Here is a 21,563-nt window from a genome sequence, read left to right as displayed (position 1 = left end):
AGCGTACTTCTTTAACTACATCATTCATTATTGACATACCTTAGGCTCCTCCATATTCATTGAAAAGTTATACGGATAGGCTGGATCTCCGCGTTTAATGTTGTCAGCTGACACGCGAACTTGATCACATGGAAGAAAATGCACCTTCAAAGCACCCGCCGTTTCGTATTTTGGAATATCGACAGTTACTGAATGCTGGGTATATTGCACCGCATGCTTTTTATATTCTGCACGGTAAGCGTCCGTACCAATTGGTGGCCATTTGGCAGAAGGTCTTGCATTAGGGTCTTTCTCCCATTCAACAATAGCTCTCAAACCTGGAGTCCATGCTCTTGGCACAGCCCCACAACAAACTTCGCTACCACCGCCCTGATGAGGCCCTACGTTTGCACCACTTGCACCATTCACAGTAAAGCGATTGATGGCAGAAGAAGTATGGTTGTATCCAGTCACCGGTGCCGCCAGCATTTTCGATGGAGCACTGCTGCAACCACTCAACATCACCACACCCCCTAACACCCACCCACGAACCCGCCAGGAAGAACTCATCCCCCCCAGCCCACGAGCAAGCCCCTCCATCAAATCAACGCCTTCGGCGGCTCATCAATCACAAACGGCGAATTCTCCACCAGCCACTGTTCAATAAACGGTTCCCGCTCTTCCGGTTCCTTCAACCCCTTCTGATTCGCCGCGATCTGGCTGCGATACAAATGGCGAATAAGCCCCTCATTACGGCTCAAGCCGTAGTTTTGCGGCACGGCGCAGCGGTCGACGCGGTAGGCGTCGGCTTCGGTCCAGGCGAGCAGATTGGCGACTTGTGGGTGGTCGAACATGACGGGGCCGTTGGCCGGTGTGGGGGCGTGGCGGACGTAGTTGCCGGGCAGGCTTTGTGGGTGTTGGTCGCGGTCGAGCCAGTGCCAGGAGATGACGGCGGCGTGGAAGGCGTTGCTTTGTACCGGGGTCAGGGTTTCCGCGACGGGCAGCAGCATGCGCGGATCGTAGTAGCGCAGCACGCCTTCGGAGCGGCCCTGGTTCCATTTTGCCTGGGTGTAGCCGCGCAGGTGTTCGGCCAGCGCATCGAACGCCCAAGGGCTGAACAGGGCGACGACGTGTTTGTTGCAGTCGACGGCGCTGATGAAGGTTTTCATCCAGGCGCGTTGGGCCGAGTCGACGCGCAGCAGCAGCGGGCCGAAATCGGCGATGGCGACTTCCGGGGTGTTTTCAAACAGCTTGGACAGTTTTGGCCCGTCGGGCTGCTCCGCCAGTTCTTGCAGCAGCGGGTAGTCGAGGCTGGTGGCGTCGATCAACAGGTCGAGGTGCGACTGTTTCAGTTGCAGGGCGTTGACCCATAACTCATCCAGCCAGTGCACGTTGCTTGTGTACATGAAGTCGTCCTTTATCGTGCGGCCAGGGCCTGGGCGTTACGTTTGGCCCGGGCCAGGCATTCCTTGCAAACCGGGGGCGGCGCCATCGGTGCGTTGCCGAAAGCCTGAGGCGGCACTGCGCCGGCGATGTCCTTGTCCGCTGCGCCCGGCAGTATCGGCGGTTTGATGCCGATCCCGGTCCCCGAGCCTGCCGAGCCGCCGGCATTGATCTTCACGATCGGTCCGACCACGGTCACGCCGCCGGCATCCAGTTTGATGAAGCTGCCACCGCCCTTGATGGTCAGTTCCGAGCCGGCCTCGATAACAATCTTCGCCCCAGCCTTCAGGTGTATCTCTTTCCCGGCGCTGGTCAGTTGCGCGGTGCCGAGTTTGACATGCTGGTTCTGCCCAACCGTCAGGTGATCATCCACCCGCGTCTCAACCTTGCGATCAGCAATCGTGGTGCGATGCTCTTCAGCCTTCAGCTCGGTGTAGGTGTTCTTCACCACCGTGTCGTGCCGTTCATTCCCGACGCGAATCTTCTGGTCGTGCTCGATGTTTTCATCCCAATCCCGCTGGGCATGGATGAAGATTTGCTCCGCGCCTTTTTTGTCTTCTATCCGCAGTTCGTTGTACCCGCCACCACCCGGTGAGCTGAGGGTTTTGAACACCGTGCGGGTTTTGTTGGCGGGCAGGTCGTAGGGAACCTGGTTTTCCTTGTGGTACAGGCAACCAGTCACCAACGGTTGGTCGGGGTCGCCTTCGAGGAAGGTGACGAGCACTTCCATGCCGATGCGCGGGATGACGATTGCGCCGTAGCGGTCGCCGGCCCAGCTTGAGGAGACGCGCATCCAGCAGCTGGTTTTGTCGTCGGCCTGGCCTTCGCGGTCCCAGTGGAATTGCACTTTGATGCGGCCGTATTGGTCGCAGTGGATTTCTTCGCCAGCGGGGCCGGTGACTTTGGCGGTCTGGCTGCCGAGTACGCGGGGCTTGGGGTGTTCCAGCGCCGGGCGGTAGAACACGGCCCATGGGGTGGCGAGGAAGCGGTTGCGGTAGCCCTGGTGGAAGTCGTCTTTGTTGTCGGTGGTGTCGCTGGTCACGGACTCTTCGAGGACTTGCGGCTGTTTGCCTTCGTGGACGATTTCGGTGAGCAGCCAGAGGTCGTTCCACTCGGTGCGTGGGTGGTCGGACATTTCCAGGAAGTGGCCGCTGATCAAGCGGGTTTGATCACCGTGACCTTCGGCTTGCTGGTAGTCGGCGCGGTGGCGTTCGAGGATGCGCTGGCTGAGGAATTTGCCGCGCGCGCGGTCGAGGAAGCGGCCGGGGTAGTCGTAATCTTCGAGGTCTGGCTCGTCACTCTGAACATCGGGCTTGTAGGCAGCTTCGAGTTGCAGGCGTGGTTTTTCGAAGTCGTAGTCGCGGCGCGTGGTGCGACTGGTGCGGGTTTCCAGGCGCAGTTTGAAGCCTTTGATCACCGGTTCGTCGGCGACCATGCCGCTGCCTTGCACGTACGCGGTTGGCTGGCCGAGTTTGGGGAATACGGTCTGGTCGTCGCCGAACACCAGCAGGTGAGCTTTTTCGCTGTGCTGGAAGTGGTAGTGAATGCCTTCTTCTTCGCACAGGCGCTGGACGAAGTGCAGGTCGGTTTCGTCGTACTGCACGCAGTAGTCACGGTCCGGGCATGGCTGGCTGAGCTGGAAGTTGTAGGCGTTGCCCTTGATACCGTGTTCTTCGAGGATCAGCGCGATGATTTTCGGCGCGGACATCTGCTGGTAGATGCGCTGGTTGGTGCGGTGATGCAGGTATTGCAGGTGCGGCACCAGGGAGACTTTGTAGCGGGTCAGGCGCTTGCCGGCATCGCCTTGGGCAACGCGGTAGATCTGGCCGTGGATGCCGGAACCCTGCGGATCAAACGCGAGGAACGCTTGCTTGTGCAGGAGTTTTTCCAGGTCCAGATCGGGGTTTTCGCTGACCAGTTCGAGGTCGAAGCGATACGGCTGGCTGATGCCTTCGGTGCCGGTGAACGACAGCACTTGCAGGTCGCCGACGTAGTCTTCGACAGTCAGGCTGAAGTGCGTTTCGTTAGCTGGGTTGAACATTGCTTGCTCCCTGTTCGGTAGTCATCCGTTACGCCCGAAGTCGCAGACGTTGCAGCAAAGACAAAGTGGCGCCCATGGCGTCACGCAGTTGTGCGGCGGTGATCGTTCGATCGGCCGCATCGAATGCCAGCGCCGTTCGCAGGGCTGGCCAGCAGTGTTTCGGTAGATTTTTCGGGGCGTGCAGCTCGCGTTCCAGGTGTTCGTCACGGGCCTGGGTCGAGGGCAAGCGGCGGAACGGGTGTTTGCCGCCCGCCAATTCGTAAAGCACGCAGGCCACGCCGTAGACGTCGGCGCTGGCGGACAGCGGCTGGCCTTCGAGCAGTTCCGGTGCGGCATAGCCTGGGGTCCAGGCGTTGAAGCGGTCGCGGCTCAGGTGTGGCAGGCCTGGGAGGATGCCCTCCTCGGCCTGGCCCAGACCGAAGTCGAACAGGCGCACGCCTTCTTCGCTGAGCATCACGTTGCTTGGCTTCATGTCGCCGTGCAGCACGCCGCGCGCGTGGGCGTAAGCCAATGCGTCGAGCAGCGGCAGCGCGATGTCACGCAGTTCGTTCCACGGCAGGCCGAGTGGCCGCTCGCAGAGCAGTTTGTCCAGGGTCAGCCCACGCATGAGTTCCATGGTGATGAAGGCGCGCTGGCAATCGGTGTCCACTTCAAAGGTGTGCGGGCGCAGCACGTTGTTGTGGCGCAGGCGTCGGGTCAGGGCGAACTCGCTGTAGAGCAAGGCGCTGGCATCCGGCGATTCTGCAAATTCTTCGCTGAGGATTTTCAGCGCGATGTAAGGGTCGGGATCGCCGAACTGTTCGCTCAGCAAGTCCCGTGCACGGTAAACCGCGCCCATGCCGCCGGCACCGAGCAGGCGCTCGATGCGGTAACGGCCTGCCAGCACGTCCGGCAGTTCACCGACGCTGGCCCTTGTCGGCGCCAACGCGGGCTCAGCTTGATGCGACTTGGCAAACGCAAAGTAAGTCAGGTTATTGGCTTGCTCTTCGCTCATCAGCAGGTCGTCGAGCGGCGGCATGAGTTGGGTCATTGGCGGATCACCACGGCAGTCAGGTTGTCCCGGGCCGAACCACGCAGCGCGCCGTCAAACAGACGCTCAAGCGCGACATGCGGCGCGGTCAGGCTCAGGGCGCTACCCAAGGCATCGCTGCTCAGCCCGTTGTACAAACCATCGCTGCACAACAGAAACGCATCGCCGGGGTAAACCTCGAGTTCGAGCACGTCCAGCGTCAGTTGCTCGGCCGCCCCGACCGCACGGGTCAAGGCATGCGCGGCGGGATGGGCACTGGCGTCTTCGACGCTCATCTGTTGCTCGTCGATGAGTTGCTGTTGCAGCGAATGGTCTTTGGACAGCTGATACAAACGCTGGCCGCGCCACAGGTAACAACGGCTATCGCCGGCCCAGATGCAGGCCGCGCGATTGCCTTCCACCAGCAGCGCCACGACGGTGCTGCCCATGATGCTGTCGGGGCGCCCGGCGGTGACGGTCAACTCCTGACCCAAGCGGCGGTTCAGCCAGTGCAGGCACTGGCGAATGCCTTTGAGTCGTTCGTCGAAGTCATCCTGCGCCGGCAATTCCGCCAGGCTGGCGACGATCAACTGGCTGGCAACGTCGCCGCCCTGATGACCGCCCATGCCGTCCGCGACCACCCACAGCCCCTGCTGCGGACAGTCGAGGAAAGCATCTTCGTTGCGCGCCCGAACCTTGCCGGCATCGGTGCGCGCAGCGCTGCGCCAGGAACTGGCAACCAGCATCAGAGCTGCACCGGCATACGGAAGGTGCGCAGCACGCCCATGTCGAACGGGTTCGGCGTGCGCTGGCTGGTCAGCAAATAGTTGGCGCGCAGGCCACCGACGTCCGCCTTCAGCACCAGCACGTCACGACCGCTGAGGTACTCGGTCTGCATCAGGTCGAACAGACGGAACAGCGACCACGGGCCGGAGTTCTTCTCGATGCCGATCGGGCGGCCCGCCATCTTGTCCATCACAAGGCTGGTGCGCCCGTCCTCAGCATCGGTCGGCCATTTGAAGGACACCGGCACAATCGGGCCGTGACGGTACTCGATGGTCTTGTCGCCGAACTTGAACTCGGAACGGCTGACGGCCGGGTCGAGGGTGTACGGCTCCAGTTTGAACTGCACTTGCGGTTCCGCCGGGTTGATCGAGAAGAAGCTCTGGCGGATCACTTGTGCGGCGGCCATCTGGTCGAGGTAGACCTTGGAGATCGGCATGCTGTGACCGTCAATGCTGCGCAGACGGTAGTTGCCCGGATCGCCACTCACGAACGGACGCATGTAGGTATCAAAGAAGCGATCGGCAATGCCCTGCGCCTTGAAGAACTCGCGGAAGTCGCTGATCGCCACGTCGCTGGTGCTGTGGGCGCTGAACGGGTAGCGCTTGTTGATCGCCTTGCCGTAAAAGCTATACAGCTCGCTTTGATAACGCTGGTTCAGGTACTGGTAGGAATCGTTGAGCACCAGACGCCAGGTGTCTTCGGCCAGCACGTTGAACCACACACTGACCGGGCGCGGCAGACGGTTCGAGGCACTGCGCAGGTTGCTCAGCGCATCACGCTGGCCGCTCATGCGGGTCTTGGCCATTTCGAACGCGGCCTGCTCCGGCGCACTGGCGCGGGCGAGGCTCGACAGTTGCATTTGCAGGTCGTTGAGCGCCGTCAGCGCCGGGGTCAAATCAGCGGCGGGGCCGTTGTTGTCATCCAGCAAACGGTGCAGCGGTTCGAAGCGGCGTTGCAGGGATTTCTTCGCGGTGTCCGGCAGGTTTTTGATCGCCGCCATGTCCGAAGCTTTGTCCGCGGCGGCAGACGCCAGTTTGCCCAGCTTGCCCAACTTGCCTTTCTGCTCGCCCAGTGCTGCTGCGGCATCAGCCGCTTGATCGACCGCCTCGGCTTCTGCCGGGAACCGGGTGTTCTCGCGCACTTCCACCAGCAATTGCAGCACCGGCGAATTGGCCGAGGTCAGGCCCGCCAATTGCTCGGCGCCCTCACTGAAATCGCTGATCGGAGGCAGTGCAACCTGGCCCACGGCTTCGCTCCAGAAGTTGGCGTAGTCGCGGAAGTACAGTTGCTCCAGTTCTACCATCAGGCGACGCAAGTCCATGCCGCTGATGCCTGAACCTTCGCCCAGCACCCAGTTGTCACGCAGGATATCGGTGACCAGCGCACTGCCCTGCACCGAGAAATACTGCTGATAACCCTGCTGGGTGTAGAAGCCCGGGATCACGTAATCGGTGCCGACAAACAGCGCACCTTGCGGGCCCAGGTGTTGGCTCAAACGGTATTCCGGCAGGTCTCGGGCCTGCTCGCGCAGCATCCGGTAAACCACGTTGGCCAGCGACTCGCTGCGCAATACCTGACGCGCCTGAGCCACCAGTTGATCGTTCAGCGGGTAGATAAACGGAAGCTTGAGCAAGCGCTCGAAGTGCGTGTTCAGACCGTTCTGCACCGCCGTGTTGCCGGCGTAACGCAGGGACCAGTCAGTCGCGACCCAATCCTTGAGCCACACCGCATCGCGGCGATCTTTCATGTTCAGCATCAGGTACGCGCGCAAGCTGTTGAGCAGGCGTTCGCGGTCCTTCATGTTGGCGCGGATCTGCCCTTCCAGCAGGGTCGCGACCTTCGGCAGCAATTGCTTTTCGAGCTCGCGCTCGTAAGCCGCCTTGACCACCGGGTTGACGTCTTCGCCCTGATACAGACCGCCACGCTCGTGGTAACCCACGTCGCCCTTTTTCGGGAACACCTGGGTCGCTGCGTAGCTGGTGTCGAGGGTCTTCAGTACCGCCATCGAATCATCACGGGCGGTCAGGGCCGAGCGCTGTTGCGTCCAGGTTTGCGCCAGGTTGCGCAGGTTTTCCAGGCGCTCATAGTTGGCCGAGAAACCGCTCGCCCACAGCAGGCCGAACAGGCCCAACGCCGCCAAGGCGCCGACGTACAACGCACGCTGGCCCCAATGGATGCGGCTGCGTTCACGTTTGTCCAGACCGGCCAGATCGGCCTCAGGGAAAATCACCCGGCTGAGCAAATGGTGAATGAACCGCGAACGGCCACTGCGCAGGGTCGGCAATACGCCGGAGTTGATCCCCAGATTGGCGCCGATGCCGGCGGTGGTCTGGTCCATTTCCTGGGTCAGGTGCGGTGCGCTGGTCAGGTAGAAACCGCGCAACTGGCTGACACGCTGGTAACGGTTGCCGGTAAACGCCATGTCGACGAACAGGCACAGGCGTTCGCCGATCTGCCCCAGTTGATGCGGGAAGTCGAGGATGCGGCCACGGCGCTGGGTGTCGCGCTCCTGGTGCATGCGCATGATCACCTGGCTGTTCAGGCGACGCAGCAGCTCTTCGAACTCGGCGCGCAGCACGGTGACGTCGGTGCCGCTCTGCTCTTTGCGGAAGCTGGTGCCGAGCACCTGATCGCTTTCTTCGCGGGTCAGTTGGTCGAAGAACTCGTCGAAACCGAGCAACTGGTCAGCCTTGCTGAGGACCAGATAGATCGGCACATCGACGTGCAGTTTCTGATGCACGTCTTGCAGGCGCGCACGCACCTGACGCGCCAGCGTCTCCAGATCCTGCTCGTTAGCGCCCAGCAGCAACTCCACGGGAATGGTCACCAGCACGCCGTTCAACGGACGGTTGCGACGACGCTTGCGCAGCAGGTCGAGCAAAGTGCTCCAGGCACTGCCGTCAACTTCGGCATCCGCCTGGGTCAGGTAACGACCGGCGGTGTCGATCAGCACACCGTGGTCGGCGAAGTACCAGTCGCAATGCCGGGTGCCAAGGGTGTCGCGGGTCAGTTTGCGGTCGATCTTGTTGATCGGAAACTCAAGGCCCGAGAAGTCCAGCAGACTGGTCTTGCCGCTGCCTTGCGGGCCGATCAGCAAGTACCACGGCAAATCGCTGCGCCAGCGCTCGCTTCGGCCGCGATAGAGGCTCGAGGTCTTCAGGGTTTTCAGGGCGTCCTTGAAACGCTCCTTCAACTCTTTCTGCTCTTCGTCGATCAACTCTTCACGGCGGATACGATCCTGACCATCCTCAGTCTCTTCGACCGCTTTCTTGCGCACACCGGCACGCCAGCTGACGAAGACCATGGTCAGGCCCCAGATCAGGAACAGCACACTGATGGTCAGCAGGCGGGAGGTCGAACCTTCCCAGAACTTGTAGTCATCGACGGCCAACAGCGGCCCGACAAACCAGACCAGCAGCGCGACGAACAGCACCAGCAGCAAGGTCCAGACCCAGGTCTGGCGCACGAAGGCGCCGACTTTCTTGAAAAACTTTTTCATCACACGTCCCTGTTTACGGCTGCGACAGCGGCTGGGCCGCGGCGGAATCCAGCGGCTGATAAGGTTGCAGAACGGTGTCGCGCTGCTCGCCCAAGACCCAGGCGAACCCCGAATACATCACCACCAGGCAGACCACGGTGAACAGCACCACCATCCACGCCGGGACGATGCGCACCAGGCTGCGACGCTGGTCGTTCAAGCCTTCCCAATGCGGCGACAGTTCACGCGGCACGTCGCCGCGCAGCTGACGAATCTGCCGGTACAAGGCGTCGCGGATGCCTTCGAGTTCGAGCATGCCGCGCGCTTGCACGCGGTACTTGCCTTCGAAACCGAGGGACAGGCACAGGTACATCAGCTCCAGCATTGGCAGGTGCTTGACCGGGTTTTTCGACAGGCGATCCAGCAACTGGAAGAACTTCTCGCCACCGAAGGTTTCGTTGTGGAAGCTGCTGAGCAGGCTCATCTGCGACCACTCGCTTTCGTTGCCCCACGGCGTGGTCACGACGGCTTCATCGACCACGGTGCAGAGCACGTAACGCGCAGCCATCACCTGGCTGCTTTCGGCGCCGTTGTGCAGCGCGCGCACTTCAAACAGTTTCAGCCCGGCGGTCAGGCGCTCGTTGAGCGCGTACATGTCTTCGCGGCTGTCGCTGTGCTTGAGGCGAACCACTTCCGACAACAGGTCGGAACCGGCGGCCACCAGCGAATTGAGGCTGATGTTGAAGGTCTCTGCCGGGCGCAGGCGGGCGGCGTAGATCATCCGCTCTTCAAGTTGTTCGAAACGCGGCGGTGCGGCGAAGTCGGTCAGCGGACTTTGCGCCGGGCCGTGGCCCTGGCGGTCGAGCAAGACGGTTTTATCGTCCTGATGGTGTTCCATGTCCTTGATCATGTCGGTCAGTTCCTGATGGCCCAGAATTTCAATTCAAGCTCGGCGAATTCGCCGGACACGTGGAACGCGAAGCCGCCGGAGCGCTCCAGTTGTGCCAGGTCTTCGGAACTGAGTTCGAGGATGAAATAGGTTTTGTTGGAGTGGAACGCGATCTGCCGTGGGGCCACCGGCAACGGTTTGACCTTGATGCCCGGCAGGTGCAGGTTGACCAGTTGGCGGATGCGCTCCACCGGGCCGACCTTGAGGTGCGCCGGCAAGCGGTGGCGCAGTTCTTCGGAATCGCAGTTGGCGCTGGCCGCGAGCACGAACGACGCCGAGCCCAGCAGTTTGTGGTCGTGCAACGGCGAGACGATGATCCCGTACTGACGCGCTTGCAGGACCAGTTCGATGGCGTGCTGTTCGAGCACCATCGACAGCACCTGACGAATCGCTTCCATCAGTTTGCGGAAGCTCGCGCCCTGATCGCTGTGCTGGTAACGGCTGTCCAGACGCGGGCGTTTGCTGTCGCTGGAGAAGGTCGCCAGATCACCGAGCATGGTCAGCAGCGTGCGGTACAACTCTTCCGGGTGAACCTGTTCCAGACCGAGGTAGTGACGCAGAAGCAGCTCGGTGCGGTTGATCAGTTGCAGCATCATGAAGTCGCCGACTTCCGCGCCACCGACCTTGCCGTTGGAGCGGATGCGCTCGGCGATGGTGTCGCCCCGGTGACCGAGCATGCTGATCACTTCTTTCAGGCACGACAGCAAATAGCTGGAGGAATGCGCCTGAATGTAGGTCGGCACGAAATCCGGATCGAGGCTGATCACGCCGTCGGGCGTGGTGTCGAGCACGTCGCAGATCTTCAGCTTCACGTAGGCCTGATCGCTCTGCTGCTCGCCGAGCAACAGTTTGAAGTCCGGGCGACCGCAGCTGACCTGGCTGGCGGAGTCGTCGCCGGCGTTGGAGTCGGCCACTTCCGCTTCGTACGCGGTGTAGCGCGCCAGCACGTCGGATTGCTCCGGGCGGCGCGACTCGATGTGGTTACCGGTGACCAGCGGCAGCGCCAGGTAAATCGGCGTGTTGCCGGTGTTCGGCGGCACGTCCAGCGCCAGCGGCTCGGTGTTGCCGCCGAGTTCGAACAGGCTGCCGTCCGGCAGAATCCCCGAGGCCTGGCTGATCACCAGTTTGCCCATGTTGAGGAACTGCAAATCGATGTCGAGATTGAGGAAACCCCAGGTGTAACTGCCCAGCAACTGGGTGCGGGTTTTCATCTGGTGGTCGTAGTAGCGATCGTTGTGCTGGAAGTGCTGCGGACGCAGCAGCATGCCTTCCTGCCAAATGACTTTATGGGAATTCATGATCAGTCATCCGCCTTGGCGAGCTTTTCGTTGCTGTTGCGAATACCGGCCTGGTCGAGGGTCAGGTCAGCCTCGGTGACTTCCAGCGGGGTGACTTGCACCGTGTAGCGCCATTTGGTTTCCGGCAGGTCGCGGTAGGCCGCGAGGATCCCGACGTAACGGCTGCCCTCCTCCACACTGAGTTTCAGCTCAATGGTTTCGCCCGGGCGCAGTTCGAGTTCTTCGCTGGCCACCAGGTCTGGGGCCAGGGATTCCTTGGCGCGCTCGTACAGGCTGAAGAAGTCGGCATTCTCGAACGTCACCGGGTGCTTGAGCTCGAACAGACGCACGACAACCGGCGACGGGCGCCCGTTGAGGTCCGGGTTCAGCTGATCGCTGCCGGTGAGCTTCAGGTTGACCTTGGTCACTTTGGAATACGGCGACAGCGACGAACAACCGGCCAGCAGCACCAGCACCGCGAACGCAGTCAGCATCTTGAAAAAAGCGGTCGAGCAGCGAGACATGCGCATCATCCTTGGTGGTCGGTGTGAAGGGTGGAAATCAGGCGGATCTGTTCTTCGTAGGCCTGAGCGAAGTCGCGGGCCAGCAGGCGCTCGCTCCAGTCATCGTCCTGACGCAGGGCCTGGTGATAACGACCGTACGCTCTCCAGCGGCTGCCGGAGGTGGCCAGCAACGGCTTGTTGTCGCGCTCGAAACGCAGGGTCAGTTGCTGCGGCGAGAAGTGCTCCAGGGTTCCGCGAACGGCGGCGCGGCTGGCGGTCAGCAAGGCCACCTGATGCGCCTGCAAATCGCGGAACGCACGGGAAATCGACTGCTCGGCCGGCAATTGGCCCGGCTTGTTCGGCTGCAGCAGAATGCCCAGCGCTTCACCGGCATCGACGGCGAATTTCAGCGGGTTCTTGTTCGTGCCTTGCACGGTGGTCTGGGCCAGACGCAGTTCGTTTTTCAGTTCGCTGCGGGTGCGCAGGCTCTGCTGCAAACCGCCGACGCTTTGCTTGAGCAGGCGTGCCGCGTTCAGCGCCAGGGCTTCGCGGGCGTCGTGGTCGAGGCCTTTGAGGTCCACGCCCAGCGCCGCACCGAAGTGCTCCCAGAAACCTTCGCTCTGGCGCTCAGGCGCTTTTGCGACAGGGCTTGGCGCAGGTTCGGCGGGGGCGTTGATCAACTCCGGCACCATCAGGCTTTCCATGTCGATGCGCGCATAGTCGGCGCGCTGACGGGTGTCCTCGATCGTGGTGCTCGGGGTGATCAACTCTTCGATTTCCGAGTACACGCGCTCTTGCTGATCAAGGGCGTTCAGCGGATCGAGATCAAGGAACGCGTCATCCGGGATGATGCTGCCCGCCGCTTGTGGGCGACCGACTTCAACGTCGAAGGTCGCCGGGTCGCGTACCAGCCGCGCACGGATCTCGAAATCACCCAGCACGTAGGTGCTGCCATGCTCGATGCGCATCGGTTCGCCCTTGCGCAGGCGTGCGCCGCTGCCGCCATCCTGGACACCGTTGCTGCTGGTGTCGGTCAGGAAGAACGTCCCTTCGCGAAAGCTGATGTCCACATGGTGATTGGACAGATGACGCTTGCGGTCCGGGATGATCCAGTCGCAATCCTCGCCCCGGCCAATCACGCCGCCGGCCTGCTTGAAGGTCTTCTGGCACAGCTCCGTGGGCACGAACTGCTTGGTGTTCAGCATTTCGAAAACCAATTCCATGGTGATACTCCTTGCGGTCACTTGCCGCGATTGACCGCCTGCGGATCACCCAATGGGCGATAGGTGTTGTCGTTGAATTTGTAATTGCCGCTGCAGCCGCCAAGGCCGCATAGAACGACGAGGGTCAGCAGGACGGCTTGCCAGTGACGAACAGACATCAGAGGGTCTCCAGGGGTAGACAAAGCACAAAGCGCCGGCCCGTTCGGGCGGCGCTATCAGAAGCGAATGAGGTGAAATCGACGGTCATTTGCCTAGCCATCGAAGTCACCGAGATTGATGTTCAGGCGCCCGAGGCGGTACAGCAGCGTGCGACGCGGCAGCCCGAGTTCGCGGGCGGCGAGGGTCTGGTTGCCGTCGTTTTTGCGCAGGCAATCGAGCAGCAGGCTGCGTTCGACCTGCTCCAAGCGTTCGCGCAGGTTCAGGCTGTTGTCTTCCGGCACGGCTTCCATGCGCAGGGAGAAATGCTCGGCCAGCAACTCGCCGCCCTCGCACAGCAACACCGCGCGCTCGACCAGGCCTTTGAGTTCGCGCACGTTGCCGGGGAAGGCATAACCGGACAGGTGATCCAGCGCCGCATCGGACCAACGCACCGCATCGCGCTGCAAGAACGAGCAGGCCTTGTCGGCGAAGTGCCGGGCCAGGTCGAGGATGTCGCCTTCGCGCTGACGCAGGGCCGGCAGTTCAATCGGGAATTGCGCGAGGCGGTAGTACAAGTCCTCGCGGAATTTGCCTTCGCTGACCAGCACCGACAAATCCCGGTGCGTCGCGGCGATGATGCGTACGTCGATCTTGTGGGTGTCGTTGGAACCCAGCGGGCGGATCTCGCCTTCCTGCAACACGCGCAGCAACTTGGCTTGCAGCGACAACGGCATGTCGCCGATTTCATCGAGCAACAAGGTGCCGCCATTGGCCGCGTCGAACAGCCCGGCGCGGTCGCGATCCGCGCCGGTGAAGGCGCCTTTGCGGTAGCCGAACAGTTCGCTTTCCAGCAGGTTCTCGGGGAACGCCGCGCAGTTCTGCACGATGAACGCCTGGGAACGGCGCGGGCCGCAGTCGTGAATGGCGCGTGCGACCACTTCCTTGCCGGTGCCGGTCTCGCCTCGCAGCAGCACGGTGTAGGGGCTGTGCAGGACTTTGCTGATCAGCGAATAGGTTTCGCGCATGGCCTTGCTCTTGCCGATCAAGCCGTAACCACTGGCACTCGGGACGCTGGCCTTCAATGGCCGTGCATCCCCGACCGGCTGACGCAGACGTTGCAGCAGATGCAGTTGGCCGAGCACAAACGAACCCAGTTGCCCGAGGGAATCGGCAAAGCCTTGCAGGTCGATGTGTCGGCGACTGGCGCACAGCAGCAAACCTTCGACCGCCTTCTGCTGATTGACCAGCGGCACGCACAGCAGCGACTGCCACGGCGTGGCTTGCGGCGGCAGGAAGCTGGTTTCGTGCAGGCTGCCGCTCAGTTCGCCGAGGCTCACCACGCGGTTCTGGCACAGGGCGAATTGCAGCAGTTGTTCACCGTTGTAATCCGCCGGCAAGCTCGCCGATTCGCGCGGCTGCAGAATGCCGTTCAGGCACTCGGCGTTCATCCCCAGGCACGTGTGGGTCGCGTCCAGCAAATACAGCTGAGTCAGCTCGCAACCGCTGAGTTCCGCCACGCCGCGCACGAAGTCACCCAGCAGCGCAGCGCCGTCCGCCGCACGCGACAGGCTGGCGAACTGCGCCAGCAACGCTTCGGCATACACCAGCGGTTGCGGCACTTGAGTGAACATCACACCCACCTCAGGCGAACTCGCAGGTCACGCTGGCGCCGCCGTCGAGCGTCGCGTGGACGCGCTTGAGGCTTTCACCGGTGGCCATCGCGTCGAGCAAGCGGTCGGCCACCAGCGGCAGTACGTGCAGGTCCAGCAAATGGTCGATCAGACGCGCGCCGCTGTCGCTTTGAGTGCAACGTTCGGCCAGGTGATCGACGAGGTCTTGCGAGTAGGTGAAATCCAGCTGACGACGGTTCAGTCGTTCGCCCAAACGGCCGAGTTTGATTTCGATCAGCTCGCGCAGCACCGGACCGCCGACCGGGTAGTAAGGCACCACGCGCATCCGCGCCAGCAGCGCCGGTTTGAAGTGTTTGCTGAGCACTGGGCGAATGGTTTCTTCGAGCACTTCGGCGGTTGGCCGTGCGCCGTTTTCGCAAAGGTCGCTGATGCGGTCGCTGCCCAGGTTCGAGGTCATGAGGATCAGCGTGTTACGGAAGTCGATCTCGCGCCCTTCGCCGTCGTTGGCCACGCCTTTGTCGAAGATTTGGTAGAACAGGTTGAGCACGTCCGGGTCAGCCTTTTCGACTTCATCGAGCAGCACAACGGAGTACGGCTTCTGCCGCACGGCTTCGGTGAGCATGCCGCCCTCGCCGTAACCGACGTAGCCCGGCGGCGCACCGATCAGGCGCGACACGGTGTGCTTCTCCTGGAACTCGGACATGTTGATGGTGGTGATGAAACGATCACCGCCGTACAACAAATCGGCGAGGGCCAGCGCGGTTTCGGTTTTGCCGACGCCGCTCGGGCCGACCAGCAGGAACACGCCCACCGGCGCATCCGGCTTGTTCAGGCCGGCAGCAGTGGCGCGCATCGAGCGGTCCAGTGCGTGCACGGCTTGTTCCTGACCACGGATGCGGGTACGCAGGTCGGTGGCGAAACTGGCGACCTTGGCGTTGTGTTCGCGGGCCAGTTGCGCCAGCGGCACGCCGGTCCAGGCGCTGATGACTTCGGCGACCAGACGCGGGCAGACTTCGAAACTGACCAGGCGTTCTTTGACCTGAGCATCGGTCAGGGCTTTGTGAGTTTCGTTGAGCGCGGTTTCGAGGCACGCGACGTCATTCACCGCTTCGAGGGTTTCGATCACGGTGCCTTCGGCGTCTTCTTCAACCGTGACGGTCGGTTCGACGGCAGCAGCCTCGCGAGCCTTGGCCAGTTGCTGGCGCAGATCCAACAGGCGCTCGGCCAGTTCTTTCTGCTCGGTCCACAGCGTTTCGAGGGCGACCATTTCGTCTTCGGCGGCGGCCAGACGATCTTCCAAAGCATCCAACGCTTCGTGATCAATCAACAAACCGGCTTCAGCATCACGACGCAGCGCCTGACGCTGACGACCCCCTTCAGCCAGTTCGCCACGCAGACGTTCAAGGCTTTCCGGGGCGGCCGCGAGGCTGATGCGAACGCGAGCGCAGGCGGTGTCGAGCACATCGACGGCTTTGTCCGGCAGCTGACGGCCCGCCAGATAGCGCGCGGACAACTCAGCCGCCGCCACCACCGCGTCGTCGCGCAGGTAGATGCCGTGGCTCTTCTCGTACACCTGAGCCAAACCACGAAGGATGGTCACCGCTTCGCTGACGGTCGGTTCGTGCAGTTGCACCGGTTGGAAACGACGGGCCAGGGCAGGGTCTTTTTCGAAGTACTTCTTGTACTCCGCCCACGTGGTAGCAGCGATGGTGCGCAACTCGCCACGGGCCAAGGCTGGTTTGAGCAGGTTGGCCGCATCGGAACCGCCGGCATTGCCGCCCGCGCCGATCAACGTGTGGGCTTCGTCAATGAACAGGATGATCGGTTTCGGCGAGGCTTTGACTTCGTCGATCACGCCTTTGAGGCGACGCTCGAATTCACCTTTGACGCTGGCGCCGGCCTGCAACAGGCCCATGTCCAGCGACAGCAGCTCGACGCCTTTCAACACTTGCGGCACTTCGCCGGCAGCGATGCGCGAGGCCAAACCTTCGACAATCGCGGTTTTACCAACACCAGCTTCACCGACCACAATCGGGTTGTTCTTGCGGCGACGGGCGAGGATGTCGACCATCTGCCGGATCGCGCCATCGCGGCACAGCACCGGGTCGAGTTTGCCGTCGCGGGCCTGTTGGGTCAGGTTGTGGGTGAAGCGCTGCAGCAGTGATTCACCCGGCACGGCAGGCTTGCCGGTGGCCGGTTGCTCTTTCTGCGACAGGGCAAATTCTTTCAGGCGCTCGATGTTCAGCTTGGCCAGCAACGACTGGTAGCGGCTGCCGGCGTAGCGCATCGGGTTACGCAGCAGCGCGAGGATCAACGCGGCTTGCTCGACCTGGCTCTGGCCCAGTTCAAGGTTGGCCACCAGCAACGCGTCTTGCAGCCACTGCACCAGTTCCGGGGCGAACACCGGGTTGCGCGAGGCGCTGTGCTCGACTCGCGATTGCAGCGCGGCGCTCAGCTCGCCGGCATCCACTTCGGCGTCTTGCAGCGCGCGTGCGAGCAGGCCTTGCGGGCGCTCCAGCAGGCCCAGCAGCAAGTCTTCGACGAGGATCTTGCTGCCGCCACGGGCGACGCAACGCTCGGCAGAACTTTCCAGATCACGACGGGTTTCGGCGTCCAGCGCCTGGATAAGTTGTTGCAGGTCTACGTTGATCATTGGTCATCTGTCCTTAATGAATTTTGCTGCCCAGGGTCACCACGCCGTCCGCTTTTTCGCGGCCCAGCCAACTGGTCCATCCCAGGCGACAGGCGTTCTGCTCACCGATGCGCAGTTCGCGGATTTCTTCCTGGCGCAACACCAGGCGAATGTCGTAGTCGAGCGGGTCACGCAGGGTGAACCGCACCAGCGCGCACAACGGCTGGTAGCCGAAACCGATCGGCAGGAACTCGTGAAAGCGTTGCCAGTCGAGTTCGCGGATGTGAATGCGGAATTTGCCGCTGCGGTCGCGCACGTGTTCGCCCAGCACCAGGTCTTCGCCGAGCAGGCTGTTGGCACGGCCCAGACGGTTGCGCTGCTCGTCGAGAATTTCCACCCGGCGCTCGATGCATTGCTCGATGGTCAGTTCGGCGTGCTTGAAGTAGTAACGCAGCACCGCTTCGATCAGCGCCGCCGAGTGCGCCCGCAAGCTGAGCAAACCGAGGTACGGCAGCAGGCGTTTCCAGTTCAGTTCCTGGGCCTTGCGGATCTCTTCGCCGCCGAGGCCGATCAAGGCAAACAGCTGCGCCGAGAACGGGTCGAGCGCGCCGCTCTGGAAGCTTGCGCGGTAGCGGTACTTGCGCCAGATCGGCAACATCAGCCGTTGCAGGCGATGGTGAAACAGATCGAGGAAGTTGCGGGTCGGGTTGCCGTCTTCGCTGTCGCCCAACGCCTGTTCGCCGTAGAACGCCGGCAGCGGCGAACCGGAACCGACCAGGCCGATCAGGTTGAACCGCAGGCGCGCACGCATGTGCCCGTGCTCTTGGAAAAACTCCACTCGATCAACGTCGCTGCCAGGGAAACCCAGGCTCGGGTTGGCCTGGAATTCCAGCTGGTCGTACAGGTCGTCTTCGCTCAGGTGCGGGTGGGCCTCGCGCAGCCGGTCAATCACCAGCAGCACGGCCTGAAACAGCGAGTACTCGCGTATTCCTCGGGTCAGTCCGCTTAAAGAAGCGGCTGCAGGCCCATACGTGGTGTCCATTGGTACACCTCTCCCTGTGTGCTTTTTACCCGCAGCTCGTGGTACGAATTGAGACTGGCGTAAAGCGCGAAAAACTCATTGAGAACCGAAGCGAAAACGAACAGGTCGCCCTCGCCGATATACCCTTCCGGGTCGATGGTCAGCTCGGTGCGCAACCCGCGAACCGGCAACCCTCTGTGCAACCGGTCGACGTGGTGGTGCTTGATCGACTTGAGCCCGCCGAGCAGGCGCTTGCTGACTTTTTCCGCGTGTTGGTCGTAGTAGCGCGGCAAGTCGTAGGTTTCGAGAATCACCTTCAACGCATTGACGTCGGCCAGGGACAAATAGTTAAGCGACATGTTGCTGATCAACTTCCAGAGGAAGTCGCGGTTCAGCGGCGGCGCGAAACTCGACGTGGCCGGGGTGATGTTGCGGAAGCTCAAAAACTCCGGCGTCTCTTCGCAGGCCATGCAGATGTCGCCGAGCTTGAGCTTGCGCGGCAGGTTCTGGTTGGTGCACATCAGCTCGATCGACAGGGTTTCGTGGGCTTCGGTGTGGCGGATGCCGAAGCTCAGGTAGGTGTCGAGGCCGTCGTGCAGCAAGGAGGAACGCTGACGAATGCTGTAATGCGGACGGCTATTGGGCACGTCGAAACTCGGGTCGTGCTCGAAGGATTCGAACGGCACGTACTCCTGATAACCGAGGCCGCCGGGCTTCCAGCCGGTCACGGTTTCCACTGAGAACACGCCGCAGTTTTGCAGATCGAATTCGGCGGGCAGCAGCAGGTATTCGTCCTGCTTGCCGTCGAGGCGGATCGGCAAGGCGTCGTGCTTGAACAGGTTGACGATGGGCGTGCAGTAGAGTTTCACGTTATCCAGGGTCGGACGCATGCGCATGATGCCGCTCTTGCGAATATCGAAGCGCAATTCGAGGCCGCGCATCTGCTTGAGCGTGTCTTCCGGCAGGGCTTTGAGCAGGTCCAGGCCGTTGATATCAACGAAGAGGAATTTGTCCTGGAAGGCGAAGTATTCCTGCAAGTAGCGGTAGCCGCGGAAGGTGTTCAGCGGATACGGGATCAACGCTTCTTCTTCGGCAAAACCCACCGGCTGCACACGGTCGCCGGGCATCTTGAACGCCATCGGCGTGCCGTTGACACCGTTGATGGGCTTGCCGGCGCCGTCCAGCGGAATCAGCTCGATGCCTTCCAGATTGCGCAGCAGGCTCAGGTACAGCATCTGGCTGATGTAGCGCTCACCGGCGAAGTGCAGACGCAGGCGGCTCAACTCCAGCTCACCGAGGTGACCGTCGGCGCTCATCTCCAGACGCAGGCTCAACAGCGAACCGTCGCCCTTCACCGAATAATTCAGCGCGGCCAGATCCAGCGGCAACACCTCGGTTGGGTAGCAGGTGCGGAAGCGGCAACGCACGTCATCGATTGGCACGCTCTCGATCGGCGTGTCGCGCTCGACCCTCAACGCAGGCCCCGAACGCTTCAACGGATCGAACTGCAAAATGCTAAACGCCGGCAACGGCCGCATGTAATTGGGCCACAGCAGGTGCATCAGGGAATGGCTGAGCTCCGGCAGCTCGTCGTCGAGCTTCTGACGCAGGCGGCCGGTCAGGAACGCAAAACCTTCCAGCAACCGCTCCACGTCTGGATCCCGGCCGGCCTGGCCAAGGAAAGGCGCCAACGCCGGGCTACGCTCGGCGAATCGACGACCTAACTGGCGAAGTGCGGTGAGTTCGCTTTGGTAGTAGTGGTTAAAGGACACGGGGTACCTTCCTGGTGGTGGATCTCATGAAAAAACTGTCCTGTAGAGCGCGACTGTCACACCGGAAATCACGTAACCGGCGATGAGCAGGTACGGTAAAAAAGCCAGCCAGCCAAACATCATCGGAAACCCGGCGAAGCTCCCCAAAAACACATGGGCCATTCCATAAATCACCCAAGGGGCGGCGTAAAAAGGGATGAACGTCAGCGGCGCGCGCCACACACTTCTCAAAATTTGCTGTTCGGTTTTTCCGTTCATTACTCGCGTTGCCCACAGGGCAAAGGCGATGTAGGCCGGGATTCCAAATGAGAGGACGTAGATCAACAGCCTTTGTTGCAAGTCCAGAATTGCTGCGTGTCCATTGCCCTGCTCGACCAGTGTCAAAGCCAACATCACCAAGAGTGGAGACCAGAGCGCTACTCTGAAAAAATTTGGATTAGGGCAGCATTCGATTTTTTGAATGCTCTGCGCCGAATCATTAGTAAATCTCACTGAACACCCAGTGATTAAAACTGTAAAGAGCAACAACTCCCACAACAGAAAAAGCCAAGAACGACAAACCATCGCGCGTGCTTTTATATTTAAAAAAATTCATTAGCGACTTTAAAAAATAGTAAAAAGAAAAGACCATCATCGGAATATAAAAAATCATACAAAAAACAAACAAGCTGCCGTAAACATCAACCCCAACCATTGACCATTTAGTTTTCGGGTTGGTAAACGACATCAGCAGCAAAACAGAAGCCACAAAAAAATATAGATAACGAAACATTTAGCGCAGCCCCTTTGAGAAGAGAAGCCTGGCAAGTTCTCGACGCCTTACTTTTCCTTCCGCACTATCACCGGAATAGTAAAAATGTCCTTCCGCCGTAGGCATTTGCCTACCAAGTTCAAGAGCCGAGTCGACAAGCTCCTTGTCAGTCATACCTGCATAAATTGGATCACCCTTATCCTTCAAATCGATGATTACTGCACTACCGATATTTGGATGATTACTCACAGCTTCTTTCAGGCTTTTATTAATCGGAGCACCGATGAGGACAAGGTGGTCGATTTTAGTGCCTGCACGGGCGTAATGCATTGCCGTACGGGCCGCGACTACACTGCCCCAGGAGTAGCCCACAATATTGAATTGTCCGACCTTGGGTATTGGCTTAGTGATTTCCAGTGCACTCAACGGAAACTCCGTGGCCTTAATTTTTGAAATATCCCGCCCTATCTTGATCGCCAACATATCGCTTGTCGGTGTACATTCCACTACGCTATTGCTTTTGATAGTGATCAAACCATAGATGTATTTTTTTTCTATATATTCACCACCGTACTTGCACTTTTGAATCTCACCATATTCAAATACGACTGGATCGCTTTCGTCTTGGTTATAGAGCACCACAGACGCAGCATCACTAAGCATGTCAACCAAATCAGGCACATGCTTATCCCACCCATTTATTAGAGAGGAGTAGTTCCCATAAACAGCATTTGAAATTCCAACTTCTTTGAGTGCAGCTACCATGTCCGCGTTGTACGCACCAATCATCCCCGCGCCGCCCAAAAACACCGTCAAACCTTGTTCGACAACAATAGGCTTAGGCGTCAGATCCTTGGTCGGAGTACTCGACATCGTAGCGATTTTTGTAAAAGCACCACTTGAAGTATTGATGACATCGGTGCCCATCTA

General features: G+C 60.7%; 17 protein-coding genes. All 17 read right to left on the bottom strand.

Annotation, left to right across the window (positions count from 1 at the left end; all coding sequences use genetic code 11):
• Positions 1 to 27: 27 nt before the first annotated feature.
• Entirely contained in the window at positions 28 to 549 is a 522-nt protein-coding gene (locus tag IB245_RS17925) for a DUF3304 domain-containing protein (RefSeq protein ID WP_225609911.1), read from the bottom strand.
• Positions 550 to 578: 29 nt separating this feature from the next.
• Positions 579 to 1,385 carry a DUF4123 domain-containing protein gene (locus IB245_RS17920; RefSeq protein WP_192228193.1) on the bottom strand — a complete coding sequence of 269 codons (807 nt, stop codon included), beginning with the start codon at positions 1,383 to 1,385 and terminating at the stop codon, positions 579 to 581.
• A gap of 11 nt (positions 1,386 to 1,396) precedes the next feature.
• Entirely contained in the window at positions 1,397 to 3,463 is a 2,067-nt protein-coding gene (gene tssI / locus IB245_RS17915) for a type VI secretion system tip protein TssI/VgrG (RefSeq protein ID WP_192228192.1), read from the bottom strand.
• 28 nt (positions 3,464 to 3,491) lie between these two features.
• Positions 3,492 to 4,493: a serine/threonine-protein kinase gene (locus IB245_RS17910; protein WP_192228191.1), complete on the bottom strand. Its 1,002-nt coding sequence runs from the start codon at positions 4,491 to 4,493 to the stop codon at positions 3,492 to 3,494.
• Positions 4,490 to 5,218 carry a PP2C family protein-serine/threonine phosphatase gene (locus tag IB245_RS17905; protein ID WP_192228190.1) on the bottom strand — a complete coding sequence of 243 codons (729 nt, stop codon included), beginning with the start codon at positions 5,216 to 5,218 and terminating at the stop codon, positions 4,490 to 4,492. The genes IB245_RS17910 and IB245_RS17905 overlap by 4 nt, the downstream gene beginning before the upstream one ends.
• Entirely contained in the window at positions 5,218 to 8,757 is a 3,540-nt protein-coding gene (gene tssM / locus IB245_RS17900; protein WP_192228189.1) for a type VI secretion system membrane subunit TssM, read from the bottom strand. Before tssM ends, IB245_RS17905 begins: the two co-directional genes overlap by 1 nt.
• Before the next feature lie 13 nt (positions 8,758 to 8,770).
• A complete protein-coding gene (icmH, locus tag IB245_RS17895; protein WP_008030654.1) occupies positions 8,771 to 9,646 on the bottom strand; it encodes a type IVB secretion system protein IcmH/DotU in 876 nt (291 codons plus the stop codon).
• Positions 9,647 to 9,651: 5 nt separating this feature from the next.
• Positions 9,652 to 10,983 (bottom strand): type VI secretion system baseplate subunit TssK, encoded by a 1,332-nt coding sequence (gene tssK / locus IB245_RS17890; protein WP_008030656.1) that lies wholly within the window; start codon positions 10,981 to 10,983, stop codon positions 9,652 to 9,654.
• Positions 10,984 to 10,985: 2 nt separating this feature from the next.
• Positions 10,986 to 11,486 (bottom strand): type VI secretion system lipoprotein TssJ, encoded by a 501-nt coding sequence (tssJ, locus tag IB245_RS17885; protein WP_008030657.1) that lies wholly within the window; start codon positions 11,484 to 11,486, stop codon positions 10,986 to 10,988.
• A 5-nt stretch (positions 11,487 to 11,491) separates the two neighbouring features.
• Positions 11,492 to 12,688, bottom strand: coding sequence for a type VI secretion system-associated FHA domain protein TagH (gene tagH, locus IB245_RS17880; RefSeq protein WP_008030658.1), 1,197 nt, complete (start codon positions 12,686 to 12,688; stop codon positions 11,492 to 11,494).
• Between the two features lie 17 nt (positions 12,689 to 12,705).
• Positions 12,706 to 12,846, bottom strand: coding sequence for a hypothetical protein (locus IB245_RS17875; protein WP_008030659.1), 141 nt, complete (start codon positions 12,844 to 12,846; stop codon positions 12,706 to 12,708).
• A 93-nt stretch (positions 12,847 to 12,939) separates the two neighbouring features.
• Positions 12,940 to 14,457, bottom strand: coding sequence for a sigma-54 interaction domain-containing protein (locus IB245_RS17870; RefSeq protein ID WP_192228188.1), 1,518 nt, complete (start codon positions 14,455 to 14,457; stop codon positions 12,940 to 12,942).
• Between the two features lie 10 nt (positions 14,458 to 14,467).
• Positions 14,468 to 17,110 carry a type VI secretion system ATPase TssH gene (gene tssH / locus IB245_RS17865; RefSeq protein WP_192228187.1) on the bottom strand — a complete coding sequence of 881 codons (2,643 nt, stop codon included), beginning with the start codon at positions 17,108 to 17,110 and terminating at the stop codon, positions 14,468 to 14,470.
• 13 nt (positions 17,111 to 17,123) lie between these two features.
• Complete coding sequence (gene tssG, locus IB245_RS17860) at positions 17,124 to 18,131, bottom strand: type VI secretion system baseplate subunit TssG (protein ID WP_008030662.1); 1,008 nt, start codon at positions 18,129 to 18,131, stop codon at positions 17,124 to 17,126.
• A complete protein-coding gene (tssF, locus tag IB245_RS17855; RefSeq protein WP_008030663.1) occupies positions 18,095 to 19,882 on the bottom strand; it encodes a type VI secretion system baseplate subunit TssF in 1,788 nt (595 codons plus the stop codon). Before tssF ends, tssG begins: the two co-directional genes overlap by 37 nt.
• A 24-nt stretch (positions 19,883 to 19,906) precedes the next feature.
• Positions 19,907 to 20,374: a hypothetical protein gene (locus IB245_RS17850; protein ID WP_318652972.1), complete on the bottom strand. Its 468-nt coding sequence runs from the start codon at positions 20,372 to 20,374 to the stop codon at positions 19,907 to 19,909.
• 280 nt (positions 20,375 to 20,654) lie between these two features.
• Positions 20,655 to 21,560, bottom strand: a complete 906-nt coding sequence (locus tag IB245_RS17845; protein WP_192228186.1) for a hypothetical protein — start codon at positions 21,558 to 21,560, stop codon at positions 20,655 to 20,657.
• Positions 21,561 to 21,563: the final 3 nt, after the last annotated feature.

The sequence above is a fragment of the Pseudomonas sp. PDM02 genome (genome assembly GCF_014852285.1).
Lineage (GTDB): Bacteria > Pseudomonadota > Gammaproteobacteria > Pseudomonadales > Pseudomonadaceae > Aquipseudomonas > Aquipseudomonas migulae.
Note: the sequence above shows the minus strand (reverse complement) of the source record. Positions and strands in the feature narration are given on the sequence as shown.

Coding starts and splice junctions, on each gene's coding strand:
- tssM (WP_192228189.1), bottom strand. CDS start 8,757: ATGAAAAAGTTTTTCAAGAAAGTCGGCGCCTTCGTGCGCCAGACCTGG.
- tssI (WP_192228192.1), bottom strand. CDS start 3,463: ATGTTCAACCCAGCTAACGAAACGCACTTCAGCCTGACTGTCGAAGAC.
- tagH (WP_008030658.1), bottom strand. CDS start 12,688: ATGGAATTGGTTTTCGAAATGCTGAACACCAAGCAGTTCGTGCCCACG.
- IB245_RS17905 (WP_192228190.1), bottom strand. CDS start 5,218: ATGCTGGTTGCCAGTTCCTGGCGCAGCGCTGCGCGCACCGATGCCGGC.
- IB245_RS17920 (WP_192228193.1), bottom strand. CDS start 1,385: ATGTACACAAGCAACGTGCACTGGCTGGATGAGTTATGGGTCAACGCC.
- icmH (WP_008030654.1), bottom strand. CDS start 9,646: ATGATCAAGGACATGGAACACCATCAGGACGATAAAACCGTCTTGCTC.
- tssG (WP_008030662.1), bottom strand. CDS start 18,131: ATGGACACCACGTATGGGCCTGCAGCCGCTTCTTTAAGCGGACTGACC.
- IB245_RS17910 (WP_192228191.1), bottom strand. CDS start 4,493: ATGACCCAACTCATGCCGCCGCTCGACGACCTGCTGATGAGCGAAGAG.
- IB245_RS17925 (WP_225609911.1), bottom strand. CDS start 549: ATGAGTTCTTCCTGGCGGGTTCGTGGGTGGGTGTTAGGGGGTGTGGTG.
- tssK (WP_008030656.1), bottom strand. CDS start 10,983: ATGAATTCCCATAAAGTCATTTGGCAGGAAGGCATGCTGCTGCGTCCG.
- tssH (WP_192228187.1), bottom strand. CDS start 17,110: ATGATCAACGTAGACCTGCAACAACTTATCCAGGCGCTGGACGCCGAA.
- tssJ (WP_008030657.1), bottom strand. CDS start 11,486: ATGTCTCGCTGCTCGACCGCTTTTTTCAAGATGCTGACTGCGTTCGCG.
- IB245_RS17845 (WP_192228186.1), bottom strand. CDS start 21,560: ATGGGCACCGATGTCATCAATACTTCAAGTGGTGCTTTTACAAAAATC.
- IB245_RS17875 (WP_008030659.1), bottom strand. CDS start 12,846: ATGTCTGTTCGTCACTGGCAAGCCGTCCTGCTGACCCTCGTCGTTCTA.
- IB245_RS17870 (WP_192228188.1), bottom strand. CDS start 14,457: ATGTTCACTCAAGTGCCGCAACCGCTGGTGTATGCCGAAGCGTTGCTG.